We start from the raw sequence: 14,266 nt of genomic DNA, 5'->3' as shown, positions 1-14,266 counted from the left end.
TTCCGGAGGGTTCACGCCATCTGCACGCTGAGCGTGCCCAGGCCGTCCACGCCGCCGACCATCTTGTCGCCGCGCACCACCGGGCCTACGCCTTCGGGCGTGCCGGTGTAGATCAGGTCGCCGGCTTCCAGGCGGAAGTACTTGGACAGGTAGGCGACGGTTTCGGCGACTGACCAGATCAGCTTGCCGATGTCGCTTCTTTGTTTGTCGGCGCCGTTGACCTGCAGCCAGATGGCGGCCTGGTCGATGTTCTTGACTGCGCCAGCAGGATGCAGGGGGCCGATGGGCGCGCTCTGGTCGAAGGCCTTGCCCAGTTCCCACGGGCGGCCGGCCTCGCGCATCTTCATCTGCAGGTCGCGGCGGGTCATGTCCAGGCCCACGGCATAGCCCCAGACGTGTTGCAGGGCCTCGTCGACGGAGATGTTGGCGCCGCCCTTGCCAATGGCCGCCACCAGTTCGATCTCGTAGTGCAGATTGGCGGTCTCGGAAGGATAGGGCAGCGACAGGGTGCTGCCTTCAGCCACCGGCACCACGGCGTCGGCCGGCTTGCAGAAGAAGAACGGCGGTTCGCGGTCGGGGTCGAAGCCCATTTCGCGGGCATGGGCGGCGTAGTTGCGGCCGACGCAATAGACGCGGCGCACGGGGAAGCTGTCCTGGCTGCCGGCAACGGGCACGGCGATGGGGGCTGGGGGGTCGAAGACGAAAGACATGGGTCACCTTTAAGGAATGCGGAGCGGGGCCTGGCGCGGCCCCGGCCTGAAACGGAAGCGGAGGGAGCGCGCCGGCTTCTAGCCGATGCGCGCTTCGCGCCACACGCCCAGCGCGTCCTGCACGGGGCGGTCGGAATAGCTGAACAGGGTGGCGTCGTCCAGCGCGGCCAACTGCACCGGCTGCCAGGACGGCGCGACGAAGACGTCGCGCGGCCCGAAGTGGAATTCCTGGTCGCCGATGCGCGCGGTGCCGCGGCCTTCGACCACGCTGTAGACCGTGGAGTCGGTGCTGCGGCAGGTCTTGCCCTGGAATCCGGCAGGCAGGAATTGCATGAAGGTGGCCATGGTCGGCATGGGGTAGCCGCCGGTGGCCGGATTCAGGTAGCGCAGCTTCACGCCGTCCCAGGGATCCAGCTCGCCGTGGCGGTAGAGCTGGTCCAGCGCCTCGCGGCTGCGTTCATAGGGATAGTTGAAGATGGGCGAGGTGCCGCTGGCGGTCTGGTGGCGCACCGGCGCCATGTTGTGGCCGTAGCGCGCCATGCTGTCGCCCTCGGGGCGGGTCACGGGTTGTGTGGCCGAGGGATAGTTTTCGGCGAAACCCGCGTCCAGGAAGCGCAGCAGCGGAATGTCCAGACCGTCCAGCCAGACCACGGGCTCGCCGCCTTCGGCGGTTTCGGCGTTGCCATGGTCGTGCCAGGTCCATGACGGGGTGATGATGAAGTCGCCAGGGTGCATGGTGGTGCGTTCGCCGTTGACCGCGGTGTAGGCGCCGCGGCCTTCGACGATGAAGCGCAGGGCCGACTGCGTGTGGCGGTGGCTGGGCGCGATCTCGCCGGGCAGGATCAGTTGCAGGCCCGCGTACAGGCTCTGCGTGATGCTGGCCTGGCCGGGCAGGCCGGGATTCTCCAGGATGAGCACGCGCCGCACGGCTTCTTCCGCCGTGATGAGCGAACCGGACGCCATGACGTCGTCGCGCACGTCTTCGTACTTCCAGATGGCGGGGACGCAACGCGGCGCGGGTTCGCGCGGCACCAGGTTGTGCAGCGACTCCCACAGGGGCGCCATGTGTTTTCTGGCAATGCGTGCGTAATAGGCGGCGCGGTCCGCGCCGGGGGGGTGACCGTCGGGCATGCTTGTCTCCGGAATGTCCGGCTGGCGCCGGCTTCGCGTGGCCGCCGCGTGGTTCGCGGCTGGTCCTGATATGGAGACGATTATGCGTAAGGAGCTATGTGTTTTGAAATGAATTTATCTTATTATCCATACCAATAAGAATATACATAGACGAGACGAGGGCCTGCATGGACTGGACCCACCGGTTACGCCTGCGCAATCTGAAAATGCTGCTCAGCCTGGCCCAGACCCGCAACATCAGCCACTCGGCCGCGATGCTCAATACGACGCAGCCGGGCTTGTCCAAGTGGCTGAAGGATCTGGAAGACGACATCGGGCTGCCGTTGTTCGAACGGCATGCGCGCGGCCTGCGGCCCACGCCGCACGGCGACGTGCTGATCGCGCATGCCCAGCGGGTGGAGGCGCAACTGGATCGCGCCAGCGCGGACATGGCGGCCTTGCGCGAGGGCGGCGGCGGCCGGGTGGTGATAGGCGCGTCGGGCGCGTCGGCGTCGGACACGGTGCCGCTGGCGGTGATGAAGCTGCTCGAGCGCATGCCACAGGCCCGCGTCAAGCTGGTGGAGGGCACGACCGACCAACTGCTGGCGCAGTTGGCGCAGGGCGACCTGGACATCGTGGTGGGACGTTCGGCGCCGGAGCATCACGACCCGGCGATCCGCTTCGAGGCCCTGTACCTGGAACCCATCCATCTGGTTGCGCGGCCGCGCCATCCGCTGTTCGCGATCGAGCAGCCCTCTTGGCCGGACTTGCTGTCTTACCGCTGGATCCTGTGGCCCAAGGGCACGCCCATCCGCAATGCGGTGGACGCGGCGCTGGCGGCGGCGGGCCAGGCGCCGCCGCCGGACCACGTCGAATCGAATTCGGTGACCATCAATCTCACGTTGATCAACAACAGCGACATGATCGGCGTGGCTTCGCACCGGGCGGCGCTGCGGTTTTCGCAGATGCGGGCGATGCGGATCATTCCGGTGCGGCTATCCGGCTTCGGGTCGGTGGCGATGTACTGGCGCGAGGACCCGTTCCGTCCGATCGCGGTGCAGGAGGCAATGGCGGCTTTGCGCAGCACGGTGGCGGAACACGCGCCGGGCGCGGCGAGGGCGTGATGGATGCGCCGCGAGCGGGGCTGAGCGCGTTGATCGCGCAGTGCCGCAAACTGGAGGCGGCGCTGCCGCAGCGGGACCAGCTAGCCATGTCGGCGGCGATGCATCGCTTCGTGGCAGAGATGGATGCGCGTCGCGCGCCACCGGGGATGTGGTCGCCGCTGGTGTTGGCGGTGCTGGTGATGACAGGCGGGTTGGGTGTAGGGATAGGCCTGCTGAGCCTGTTGCTGCGTGGCGCGGGGCCGGCATTGGCGGCGTTCGCGCTGGTGCTGGTCTGTGCGGCGACGGCCCTGGCGTTGGCCATCGGCGTGGTCGCCTTCATGGGCGGGCACGCATTCGGGCTGGTGGTGCTGAAGCGGCTGTCCTTGGGCTTGATAGCTGTCGGCTTCCTGGGCTTGATCGCGTGGACGCAAGGGGATGTTCGGGCGGTGGGGCCGGTGGTTGCCCTGCTCGGCGGGCTGGGAGCTTGGCTGGTGCTCAATAGCAACGGGTTTTATGTGTTCGCGGGGTATCAGATGGCGCGGAGGTATATGGAGCGGCGGGGATAACAACTTTCAAAACGCCTCGCCCACAAAAATACGGACAGGCTCAGACCTGCCGTTTATGCCAGCCGAACTGGAGGATCAATTTTTTTATCGCTTAAATAGCATCAACAGGCCTGATCTGAACAACGATCAGGCTTCCAACGCCTTAAACACAAAAAAACTGACCTCTCCCTGTTCGCTGCCCCCGGGCTGCCGCCAGAGCAGAAGGCTCTACTCCTGCCCGCCCACAGCCGGACTAATCTCCCCGATATACCGGCAATCCAGCTCCAGAGACAACTCATCCATCCCCAGAATATCGATCTCCACCGCAGTCCCCCGCTCCAGCTCCGGCATCCCGCCCACCCGAGTCACCAGCGGCGCATTCGCGAACCGCACCAGATCCTCGCGCAGCACGTGCGCCACGGTGCGGGTCACGTTGTGCTGTTTCAGCCAGCGCAGGCACCAGTAGCGTTCCATTGCGCTCTGGAACTCCGCCCAGGCCGCGTATTGCGCATCGAACGCGCCGATGATGGCGAACAGGTCCGCGTCGCGCGGCTTGAAAGGGGCGACCAGGCGGGCGGACACGCCGTGTTCGACCGCAGCGATCAACTGCCACTGGTTCACCAGGTCCACGTAGCGGCGTAGCGGTGAGGTGCTCCAGGCGTATTGCGGCACGCCGATGGCCTCGTGCGGCAAAGCCTGGGTGCTCATGCGCACGCGGCCCGCCTGTTGCGAACGGTAGATGCCCGGCACGCCGTGCTGGTGCAGCAGGCCGCCCCAGAGGTTGTTCGCCAGGATCATGTATTCCGCCACCATGCGGTCCAGCGGCGCGTTGCGCTGGCGCGGCACCAGGCGTACCGGCGTGTCGGGATCGTCGGGGTTGCCGTCCAGGTAGAAGCTGTACTCCACCCGCGAATTGTTTTCCGGCTTGCCGCGCACGTTTTCGCGTTGCGCCGACAGGGCCTGCGCCAGCTTCCACAGCGGGCGCAGCCAATGACCATAGGGCAGGTCGGCCGACGGATCGGACAGGCTGGCTTCCGTGACCTGGGCGTCCAGCATGTTGTGGCGCAGGTTCTCGCGCACCACGATACGTTCCAGGCGGGTTTCCGATTCGATGATCTCGCCGGTTTCCGGATCGGCCACGACGTACAGGGACAGCGCCGGCACTTCGCGGCCGGCGTCCAGCGAGAACGCCTGGATGATGCTGTCCGGCTGCATCGGGATCTTGTCGCCCGGCATGTAGACGGTGGACAGGCGCGCGCGCGCCAGCTTGTCGAAATCGCTGTCGCGGGTCACGGTGATGCCCGGCGCCGCCACGTGCACGCCGACGCGCAGGCGGCCGTCGGGCAAGGTGGAGACGGACAGCGCGTCGTCGATTTCCGTGGTGGTGACGTCGTCCACCGAATAGATTTCGGCGTCGGATAACGGCAGCTCGCGGTCGATGGCAGGCAGTTCCAGATCCGGGAACGCCAGCCCGCGCGGGAAGTTCACCGCCAGGAAGCGGCGCTTGTGCAGCGCCAGCGCGTGCGGCCAGGCGCCCAGCTCCAGCAGCAGGCGGTCGGGGCTCTTGCCCAGCTTGGCGCAGGCTGCATCCAGCGCCTTCCACTGCTGCGAATTCTTGTCGGGGCGGATCAGCAGCGATTCCGCGGCCTGGGCGATGGGCTCGGGCAGGCGTCCGGCAGCCATTTCATCGACCCATTCCTGCTGCTGCTCGGCCTGGCGCTGCTTTTTCTCCAGGGCGGCCAGCGCGGCGGCCAGGATGTCCGGCGGGGCGGGGCGGTAACGGCCCTTGCCGCGACGATGGAAGTACGCCGGCGCGCCGTGCAGGCGCATCAGCAGCGCGGCCTGTTCCACCGGCGTGGGCGCGTGGCCGAAATAGTCGGCGGCCAGCGCGGGGGAATCGAATTCATCCTGCGGCGCGCATTCCCACAGGAATTGCAGGTCCAGGGTTTCGGCGGTCGCGGCCGCCTGGCTCATCAGCGCGGCCGGTTCGGGCGAGGCGAAGGTGAACAAGGTATTGGCGCGCTTGATCTTGCTGCGCTTGCCCGATTCCGATTCCACCTGCAGGCTGGCGTCGGTCTCGGACAGGATATTGCCGGCCTTGAAGCTGCCGTCGTCTTCGTAAAACACATACATGGTGGGGATCGTCCTGGGCGGCGCGCACGCGCCGCCTTGCGCTGCTTATAGAGTGGTGAAGTCTGATACTGATTATTGGGGGCGAACCTGCTTGTCGCCAAGGGCGAATTCAAGCACTTCGGGCATCCATTCCGCAAAATCGGACAAACCGTGGTCGCTGCCTTGCACGATGCGCTGGCGGCAGCCCGCGTAACGGTCGCGCATTTCGCGCCAATCCAGCACCTCGTCGCCGGTGGCCGCCACCAGGAAGTAGCGGTCGGGGTGGGTGATGCGGGGGACATGGATGGCGGCCAGTTCGTCCACGTATTCGGGCAGGAAGACGAACGGCGCGTCGGAATGATACATGCGGTGCTCGCCGATCTGGGTGGCGAGGTCGCGGGCGGCCTCGACCGCCGGATTCAGCAGCACCGCCTTGCAGCCCAGCTGTTCGGCCAGCCAGGTGGCGTAGAAACCGCCCAGCGAAGAGCCGATGACGGTCAGCGCGCGGGGAGAATCCGCGCCTTCCAGCTGGCGCCGGGCGATCTCCATCGCCAAGGCGATGGCCTCGCGCGGGCTGGCGGGCAGTTGCGGGCAGGCCCAGGCCGCCGACAGGCCGCGTTCGGCCATGGCGTCGGCCATCATGCGGGCCTTGAGCGAGGTCGGCGAGGAACGGAAACCGTGCAGATAAAGAATCATTGCTCGCCTTTGCGGTGTCTTTGGCGGAATCAGCCGCGCGCCTGCAGGGCGTCCAGCAGCTTGCCGTGCACACCGCCGAAGCCGCCGTTGCTCATGACCAGCACCTGGTCGCCCGGACGCGCGGCGCCGGCCACGGCGACGACCAGCGCGCCGATGTCATCGTAGCTGGAAGCCCGGTCGCCCAGGGGCGCCAGCACTTCCGCCGGATTCCAGCCCAGGGCGTGCTTGCCCGCGTGCGCGCCGAAGCAGAACACCAGGTCGGCGTCGGCCAGGGCTGCGGGCAGGCGGGCGGCCATGGTGCCCAGCTTCATTGTGTTGGAGCGCGGCTCCAGCACTGCCAGGATACGGGCCGGCCCGACCTGGCGGCGCAGGCCTTCCAGGGTGGTGGCGATGGCGGTGGGGTGGTGCGCGAAATCGTCATAGACCTTGATGCCGTTTACCGTGCCGCGCAGCTCCATGCGGCGCTTCACGCCCGCGAAGCGGCTCAAGGCCTCGATGCCCTGGGCTGCCGGCACGCCCACGTGTTCGGCGGCGGCCAGCGCCGCCAGCGCGTTCATGCGGTTGTGTTCGCCCGTTAGGTTCCAGCGCACGGTGCCGGCAGTCACGCCGCCGCGCAGCACGCTGAACGCGCCTTCGGCATCCGGCGCCGTTGCCTGCCAGGCGCCATCGGCGCCGAACGTGACGGTTTCGGACCAGCATCCGCGCGCAATCACGCGGTCCAGCGCGGCGCAGCGCGCCGGGCGCACGATGCGGCCCGATCCGGGAATGGTGCGCACCAGGTGATGGAACTGGGTCTCGATCGCCGCCAGATCGGGGAAGATGTCGGCGTGATCGTATTCAAGATTGTTCAGGATGGCCGTGCGCGGACGGTAATGCACGAATTTGGAGCGCTTGTCGAAGAAGGCCGTGTCGTACTCGTCCGCCTCGATCACGAAGGGACGACGCGACGGATCGAAGCGCGCCGACACGTGCAGGTCCTGCGCCACCCCGCCGATCAGAAAATTGGGCGCCATGCCCGCGGCTTCCAGCACCCAGGCCAGCATCGAGCTGGTGGTGGTCTTGCCGTGGGTGCCGGCCACCGCCAGCACGTGCTGCCCGGGCAGGATGTTGTCGCCCAGCCATTGCGGGCCGGACACGTAGCGCGCGCCGGAGTCCAGGATGGCCTCCATCAGCGGATTGCCGCGGCTGACTACGTTGCCGATCACATAGAGATCGGGCTTGAGCGCCAGCTGTTCCGCGCCGAAGCCTTCGATCAGCTCGATGCCTTGTTCGGACAGTTGCGTGCTCATGGGCGGGTACACGCCCGCGTCGCAACCAGTGACCTTGTGGCCGGCAGCGCGCGCGATCAGCGCCAAGCCGCCCATGAACGTACCGCAGATGCCAAGAATATGCAGGTGCATTGAAAAACTCTCCTGTCCTGCATTGTATATATATAGAGTGGCGACCCGCCGCGGCCCGCATGGCGCGAAACCTGCGCGGCGCAAAACCTGCGCGGCGCAAAACGGCGGCAGCGGTTATGATCGCGCCATGAATCGACGCCTACTTCTTTCCGCCGGCGTGGCCATAGCCGCCACGGTTGCGGGCGGCTATACCCTGATGGGCCGTAAGACCTCGACGCCCTCGGCTACTGCCGATGCCGGCGATCCCGTCGCCGCACTGATGCAGATGCCGCTGCCTGACTTGAACGGGGCGTCCCATACGCTGGCAGGCTGGAAAGGCCAGCCCATCGTGGTCAATTTCTGGGCAACCTGGTGCGCGCCTTGCGTCCGAGAAATGCCCGAACTCGACGTCTTGCAGAAAAAATACCCGCATGTACGGTTTGTCGGCATTGGCGTCGATTCGGCTGCGAATATGCAAAAATTTGTCGAGAAAGTACAGGTTTCCTACCCCTTGTGGGTGATAGGCGCCGGCGCTATCGATACATTGCGCAAGCTGGGAAACCCCAGCGGCGGCCTGCCTTTTACTATTGTTTTCAACGCAGATGGCGGAATTAACCGGAAGATATTGGGTGAAATTCAGCCCGATGACCTGGATCGCACCCTGTCTGGTTTAAAGGCGTAAGTCTGTTGGACAAATAGTAGGAATTGGCGTAAAAAGCTGGTTTATCGGCTGTTTTGCCAACAATTGGCAAACCACTCATTGGCAAGCGCATGGCGCAAAACATACTGGTATTGCATGGCCCGAACCTGAACCTGCTCGGCACCCGAGAACCTCACATCTACGGCAGCCTCACGCTGCAACAGATCAACGAGGGTCTTGAGCTGCTCGCAGGCGAACTGGGCGCCACGCTGACAGCGTGGCAAGGCAATCACGAAGGCGCATTGGTTGACCGCATCCAGGCGGCCCGGCAAGACGGCACCGACTTCATCATCATCAACGCGGCGGCATATACGCACACCAGCGTCGCAATTCGCGATGCGCTGGCTGGGGTCGCGATCCCATTTATTGAAGTACATTTGTCCAATCTGTATAAGCGAGAGCCCTTCAGGCATCACTCGTATCTGTCCGACTTGGCGGTAGGCCTCATCAGCGGCCTGGGCGCGGACGGCTACGAGGCGGCTCTGCGTTACGCAGTGCGGCACTGATCTCGCACCAAACCACAGCATTTACATCTTATACGGCGCGGACCCGACGCAGGGACGTCGCCGACACTATCTCGGGAAGCAGCTTCTATGGACCTCCGAAAACTCAAAACCCTGATCGACCTGGTGGCTGAATCGGGCATCGCCGAGCTGGAAATCACCGAAGGCGAAGGCAAGGTGAGGATCGTCAAGTTCTCGCAGACCTTGCAACCGGTCGCCTACCACCACCCCGAAGCCGGCGTGCCGGTTGCGCCAGCGGCCCAGGCCGTCGCTCCGGCCGCGCCCGCCGCCGCCGAAGCTGCGCCGGTGATCCAGGGCCATGTCGTGAAGGCTCCGATGGTCGGCACGTTCTACCGCGCGCCGAACCCGGGCGCCGCGCCGTTCATCGACGTGGGCGCCACCGTCAAGGAAGGCGATCCGCTGTGCATCATTGAAGCCATGAAGCTGCTCAATGAAATCGAAGCCGACAAGTCCGGCGTCATCAAAGAAATCCTGGTCGAAAACGGCGAGCCCGTCGAGTACGGTCAACCCCTGTTCGTCATTGGCTGATAGCTGAAAATGTTCGAAAAAATCCTGATCGCCAATCGGGGCGAAATCGCCCTGCGCATTCAGCGCGCTTGCCGCGAGCTGGGCATCAAGACCGTGGTGGTGCACTCCGAGGCCGACCGCGAAGCCAAGTACGTGCGCCTGGCCGATGAATCGGTGTGCATCGGGCCCGCGCCGTCGCGTGAAAGCTACCTGAACATGCCGGCCATCATTTCGGCGGCCGAAGTCACGGATTCCGAGGCAATCCACCCGGGTTACGGGTTCTTGTCCGAAAATGCCGACTTCGCCGATCGCGTCGAAAAGAGCGGCTTCGTCTTCATCGGTCCGCGTCCCGACACCATCCGCCTGATGGGCGACAAGGTCAGCGCCAAGCGCGCCATGATCGAAGCCGGCGTGCCGGTGGTGCCGGGTTCGGAGGGCGCGTTGCCCGACGATCCGCAGGAAATCGTCCGCATTGCGCGCGAAGTCGGGTATCCGGTCATCATCAAGGCGGCAGGCGGCGGCGGTGGCCGCGGCATGCGCGTGGTGTACACCGAGGCCGCGCTGCTGAACGCCGTCACCATGACGCGTTCCGAAGCGGGCGCCGCGTTCAACAACCCCGAAGTCTATATGGAGAAGTTCCTGGAGAATCCGCGCCACGTGGAAATCCAGGTGCTCGCCGACGGCGGCCGCAACGCGGTCTGGCTGGGCGAGCGCGATTGCTCCATGCAGCGCCGCCACCAGAAGGTCATCGAAGAAGCGCCGGCGCCCGGCATCGCGCGCCGCCTGATCGAGCGCATCGGCGACCGCTGCGCCGACGCCTGCCGCAAGATGGGCTACCGCGGCGCGGGTACGTTCGAGTTCCTGTATGAAAACGGCGAGTTCTATTTCATCGAAATGAACACCCGCATCCAGGTCGAACACCCGGTCACCGAGCTGATCACCGGCATCGATCTGGTCCAGCAGCAGATCCTGATCGCCGCCGGCGAAAAGTTCACGCTGCGCCAGCGCGACATCGAATTCAAGGGCCACGCGATCGAATGCCGCATCAACGCGGAAGATCCGTTCCGCTTCGTGCCCAGCCCTGGCCGTATCACCAACTGGCATACGCCGGGCGGCCCGGGCGTGCGTATCGATTCGCATGCGTTCAACGGCTATTTCGTGCCGCCGAACTACGACTCGATGATCGCCAAGGTCATTACCTACGGCGACACGCGCGACCAGGCGCTGGCCCGCATGCGCACCGCGCTGTCGGAAATGGTGGTGGAAGGCATTTCCACCAACATCCCGCTGCATCGTGAAATGCTGCAGGACGCCCGCTTCATCGAAGGCGGCACCAGCATCCATTACCTGGAACACAAGTTGGCTCAGCGTCCCTGACCGCGATCCGGGGGCTTTCCGCTCCCGGGCCGCTCCTGTTTTGTTTTACGGTCAACGGGCCGCGGCGCAAGCCGCGGCCCGTTGACCAGATGGAAGAATCATCATGCGTGAACTCGTGCTCCATTGCCTGGAGGCGCAGGCCGAAGCCCTCTCGGACGCCTTGCTGGAAGCAGGCGTGCTGTCGGTATCCGTCGAAGATGCCGACCTGGGCACCGATGACGAACGCCCCTTGTTCGGCGAGCCGGGCACCGAGCCCGACGTGCAGGCCTGGGACCGCAATCGCGTCGTCGCCCTGCTGCCCGACGGAGCCGATCCCGCGCAGATCATGGAAGAAGCCGCCGCCGCGGGCGAACTCGATCCCGCCGTGTTCGAGGGCTGGAGCCTGCGCGACGTACCCGACGCCGACTGGGTGCGCCTGACGCAGTCGCAGTTCGGCCCCATCCATATCGCCGAACGCCTGTGGATCGTGCCCAGCTGGCACCGCGACAACCCCGATGTGCCGGCCTTCGAGCCGGACGCCGCCACCCAGGAAGGCGCGATCCACATCGAGCTGGATCCGGGCCTGGCTTTCGGCACCGGCAGCCATCCCACGACGCATCTGTGCCTGGCCTGGCTGGAAGCCGAGTTGCCGGCCGGCGCCACGCTGCTGGACTACGGCTGCGGCTCGGGCATCCTGGCGATCGCAGCGCGCAAGCTGGGCGCGGGCCCGACCCAGGCGGTGGACATCGATGCCCAGGCGGTGCAGAGCACCATCTTCAATGCCGAGGTCAACCATGTCGAGCTGCAAGCCATGCTGCCCGATGGACTGGCGGAAGGCACTTTCGAAGTGGTGGTGGCCAACATCCTGTCCAACCCTCTGAAGGTGCTGGCGCCCATGCTGGCCGGACGCGTCGCCGCGGGCGGTCATCTGGTGCTGTCCGGCGTGCTGGAGCGGCAGGCCGAGGAAGTGGCCGCCGCCTACGCGCCCTGGATCGCCATGTCGGTCTGGCGCGCGCGCGACGGCTGGGTGTGCTTGCACGGCCAGAAGGCCTGAGCGCTGCCGCTGCTGGATCGCGCCATGGCCCTGACCACCCGTTGCCCGCAGTGCGGCACCACCTTCAAGGTGGTGCCTGACCAGCTACGGGTCCGCAATGGCCTGGTGCGCTGCGGCGCCTGCTCGACCGTGTTCGACGGGCGCGCCTGCCTATTGCCGGCCGCCGGAGCGGCGCCGCAAGCCGTGCCGCCCGCCGCGCCGCCGATGCCGGTGACACCCGCCGCCAGCCAGGCCGCACCGGTCCTGGCGACGCCGGCAGCGGCTGTTGCGCCGCAGGTGCCGGCAGCCCCCATTGCACCTGTGCCTCCCGCCGCGCCGCCGGCTGCGCGTCCCGCGCCCGCGGTGGATTTTTCACAGATCCCGCCCTGGGACGACGAGCCGGAACCGCCGCGCGCGCCCGTGGCGGCGCCCTATGGTGCGCCCGCGGTGCCGCCTGCCGTGCTGCGCGGCCGCGACGATATCCGCCGGCGCGCCGAACCGATACCAGGCGAGGAAGATGCGGGGCGTCATGAGTCGGACGACCTGGCCGACGACGACATCGACGCTGACGAGGATCCGCTGCGCTGGACTGCGCCCGCCGTTTCGAGGGCGGGGCATCATGCCGATACGGCCGCGCGCGGCCCGCTCGCTGAGCCGTCCTTCACCATAGGCCGCGCTCGCGCCGATGTGCGCGACGAAGCGCGCGACGACGAATACGACAACGAATACGCCGACGAGCATCGCGACGAGGACCCCGGCGATTACCGGGAAGACTACCGCGACGATCACGGCCCCGGCCGCGAAGACGCTGGCGAGCCCGTGCTGGGCGACACCCGCACGCGTTATTCCAGCGCCACCGACGTGGGCCGCGCGCCGCCCGAATTCCTGGATCAGGACCGCGAGGAGCGGCAAGGCCTGTTGCGCAAGGTCTGGGGCTATGCCTGCCTGGTCGGCCTGATCGCGCTGGGCCTGCAGCTGGTGTACGCGTACCGCACCGATATCGCCAATTCCGTGCCCATTCTGCGGCCGGCGCTGGAGATGGCGTGCCAGCCGCTGGGCTGCACCGTGGGATACGCGCGCCGCCTGGAACTCATTCACATCACCTCCTCGTCGCTGCAGCCGCCGACCGGCGCGGCAGCAATCGATGACGGCCGCAGCCGCTTGGTGCTGACGGTGGTGATGCGCAACCGTCACGACAAGCCGCAGCACTGGCCCGCCCTGATGCTGGACCTGAACGACCTGTCGGATACGGTGGTGGTGCGCCGCGCGCTCAAGCCCGAAGATTATCTGACGCCCGAGCAGCTGCGCGGTCCTTTCGCGCCTCAGGGCGAATTGAAGATTTCCGTGCCGATCGAAGTGACTGGCGTCCAGGTCAATGGCTTTCAAATCAATAAATTCTTTCCTTAAGGGATGACTCGCATGGCTACCCCAGTTCTGGTTTGCGGTTCGATGGCGTTCGACACCATCGCGGTGTTCGAAGGGCGTTTCAAGGAACACATTCTCGCCGACCGCATCCAGTCGTTGAGCGTGTCGTTCCTGGTGCCCAGCATGCGCAAGGAATACGGCGGCTGCTCGGGCAACATCGCCTACAACATGAACCTGCTGGGCGGCAAGCCCGTGCCCGTCGCGACCGTGGGCGAAGACGCGGGCGAGTACATGGAGCGCATGGCGGGCCTGGGCATCGATGTCAGCCGCGTGAAGGTGATTCCGGAAACGTTCACCGCGCAGTGCTTCATTACCACCGATCTGGACGACAACCAGATCACCGCCTTCCATCCGGGCGCCATGTCGCACGCGGCGGAAAACGATCTGAGCGACGCCGATGCGGCCTGGGCCATCGTTGCGCCCGACGCCAAGGAAGGCATGTTCGCCCATGCCGAGCGCCTGCATAAGCGCGGCATTCCGTTCATCTTCGACCTGGGCCAGGCCATGCCGCTGTTCGACGGGGCAGACCTGGAGCGCATGCTCAAGCTGGCGCAGGCGTTGACGGTGAACGATTACGAAGCCGGCGTGGTGGAGCAGCGCACGGGTCGCAGCATGGACGACATCGCCCGCAGCTTGCAGGCGGTGGTGGTGACGCGCGGCGCGGAAGGCGCCACGTTGCTGACCGAAGGCAAGACCATCCTGATCCCGCCGGTGCGCGCGGCGCAGGTGGTCGACCCGACCGGCTGCGGCGACGCGCAACGCGGCGGCCTGCTTTACGGCCTGACCAGCGGCTGGGGCTGGGAAGACAGCTGCCGTCTGGGCAACGTCATGGGCGCCATCAAGATCGCTTCGCGCGGACCGCAGAATCATGCACCCTCGCGCGCCGAGATCGACGCCGTGCTGCACGCGACTTACGGCATTCATCTGCCGCTCTGAGACCCTCGGGAACCCGGCAGTTGAGCTGAGGTCGAAGCGTTGGGAAGGGATGAAGACGCGCTGTTCCGGCGTCTTGACCAGCCGAGCTTTTCGCCGGGTTTTTCAGCTTCTGGCGGTGCGTTTCAGTGTG

The 14,266-nt window shown here is 66.1% G+C and carries 14 protein-coding genes; 9 read left to right on the top strand and 5 right to left on the bottom strand.

From position 1 onward, the window contains the following. Positions 1 to 11 precede the first annotated feature (11 nt). The gene (locus NGK62_RS08620) at positions 12 to 710 is read right to left on the bottom strand and encodes a fumarylacetoacetate hydrolase family protein (protein ID WP_251878025.1); all 699 of its coding nucleotides are present in this window, start codon (positions 708 to 710) and stop codon (positions 12 to 14) included. Positions 711 to 788: 78 nt separating this feature from the next. Continuing rightward, complete coding sequence (gene gtdA / locus NGK62_RS08615) at positions 789 to 1,841, bottom strand: gentisate 1,2-dioxygenase (protein ID WP_251878022.1); 1,053 nt, start codon at positions 1,839 to 1,841, stop codon at positions 789 to 791. Positions 1,842 to 2,008: 167 nt separating this feature from the next. Between gtdA and NGK62_RS08610 the strand changes: the two genes are divergently transcribed. Together NGK62_RS08610 and NGK62_RS08605 are read left to right on the top strand one after the other, a co-directional pair. After that, the gene (locus tag NGK62_RS08610) at positions 2,009 to 2,944 is read left to right on the top strand and encodes a LysR family transcriptional regulator (protein ID WP_118933906.1); all 936 of its coding nucleotides are present in this window, start codon (positions 2,009 to 2,011) and stop codon (positions 2,942 to 2,944) included. After that, positions 2,944 to 3,489 (top strand): hypothetical protein, encoded by a 546-nt coding sequence (locus NGK62_RS08605; RefSeq protein WP_251878020.1) that lies wholly within the window; start codon positions 2,944 to 2,946, stop codon positions 3,487 to 3,489. Before NGK62_RS08610 ends, NGK62_RS08605 begins: the two co-directional genes overlap by 1 nt. Positions 3,490 to 3,696: 207 nt before the next feature. Here NGK62_RS08605 and NGK62_RS08600 read toward each other — a convergent pair whose 3' ends face one another. From NGK62_RS08600 to mpl, 3 genes are all read right to left on the bottom strand, one after another. Next, positions 3,697 to 5,601: a ribonuclease catalytic domain-containing protein gene (locus NGK62_RS08600; RefSeq protein WP_059379075.1), complete on the bottom strand. Its 1,905-nt coding sequence runs from the start codon at positions 5,599 to 5,601 to the stop codon at positions 3,697 to 3,699. A gap of 72 nt (positions 5,602 to 5,673) precedes the next feature. Continuing rightward, positions 5,674 to 6,276: a YqiA/YcfP family alpha/beta fold hydrolase gene (locus NGK62_RS08595; protein ID WP_251878019.1), complete on the bottom strand. Its 603-nt coding sequence runs from the start codon at positions 6,274 to 6,276 to the stop codon at positions 5,674 to 5,676. A 29-nt stretch (positions 6,277 to 6,305) separates the two neighbouring features. Next, entirely contained in the window at positions 6,306 to 7,676 is a 1,371-nt protein-coding gene (mpl, locus tag NGK62_RS08590; protein ID WP_251878017.1) for a UDP-N-acetylmuramate:L-alanyl-gamma-D-glutamyl-meso-diaminopimelate ligase, read from the bottom strand. Between the two features lie 127 nt (positions 7,677 to 7,803). On the opposite strand from mpl, the gene NGK62_RS08585 reads away from it, so the two are divergent. The 7 genes from NGK62_RS08585 to NGK62_RS08555 all read left to right on the top strand — a co-directional run bounded on the left by NGK62_RS08585 (position 7,804) and on the right by NGK62_RS08555 (position 14,136). Then, complete coding sequence (locus NGK62_RS08585) at positions 7,804 to 8,337, top strand: TlpA family protein disulfide reductase (RefSeq protein WP_118933904.1); 534 nt, start codon at positions 7,804 to 7,806, stop codon at positions 8,335 to 8,337. Positions 8,338 to 8,426: 89 nt separating this feature from the next. After that, entirely contained in the window at positions 8,427 to 8,861 is a 435-nt protein-coding gene (aroQ, locus tag NGK62_RS08580) for a type II 3-dehydroquinate dehydratase (protein WP_013391376.1), read from the top strand. Between the two features lie 87 nt (positions 8,862 to 8,948). Beyond that, on the top strand, positions 8,949 to 9,407 hold the full coding sequence (gene accB / locus NGK62_RS08575) for an acetyl-CoA carboxylase biotin carboxyl carrier protein (RefSeq protein WP_118933903.1): 459 nt from the start codon (positions 8,949 to 8,951) through the stop codon (positions 9,405 to 9,407). 9 nt (positions 9,408 to 9,416) lie between these two features. Beyond that, on the top strand, positions 9,417 to 10,763 hold the full coding sequence (gene accC / locus NGK62_RS08570; RefSeq protein WP_059379067.1) for an acetyl-CoA carboxylase biotin carboxylase subunit: 1,347 nt from the start codon (positions 9,417 to 9,419) through the stop codon (positions 10,761 to 10,763). A gap of 103 nt (positions 10,764 to 10,866) precedes the next feature. Further along, positions 10,867 to 11,796: a 50S ribosomal protein L11 methyltransferase gene (prmA, locus tag NGK62_RS08565; protein WP_059379066.1), complete on the top strand. Its 930-nt coding sequence runs from the start codon at positions 10,867 to 10,869 to the stop codon at positions 11,794 to 11,796. Positions 11,797 to 11,820: 24 nt separating this feature from the next. Next, a complete protein-coding gene (locus tag NGK62_RS08560; protein WP_251878015.1) occupies positions 11,821 to 13,182 on the top strand; it encodes a DUF3426 domain-containing protein in 1,362 nt (453 codons plus the stop codon). A gap of 12 nt (positions 13,183 to 13,194) precedes the next feature. Then, the gene (locus tag NGK62_RS08555) at positions 13,195 to 14,136 is read left to right on the top strand and encodes a carbohydrate kinase family protein (protein WP_118934846.1); all 942 of its coding nucleotides are present in this window, start codon (positions 13,195 to 13,197) and stop codon (positions 14,134 to 14,136) included. Positions 14,137 to 14,266 lie beyond the last annotated feature (130 nt).

This window comes from Achromobacter sp. Marseille-Q4954 (assembly GCF_943737025.1).
Lineage (GTDB): Bacteria > Pseudomonadota > Gammaproteobacteria > Burkholderiales > Burkholderiaceae_B > Achromobacter > Achromobacter bronchisepticus_A.
This window is presented reverse-complemented; position numbering and strand designations above follow the sequence as displayed.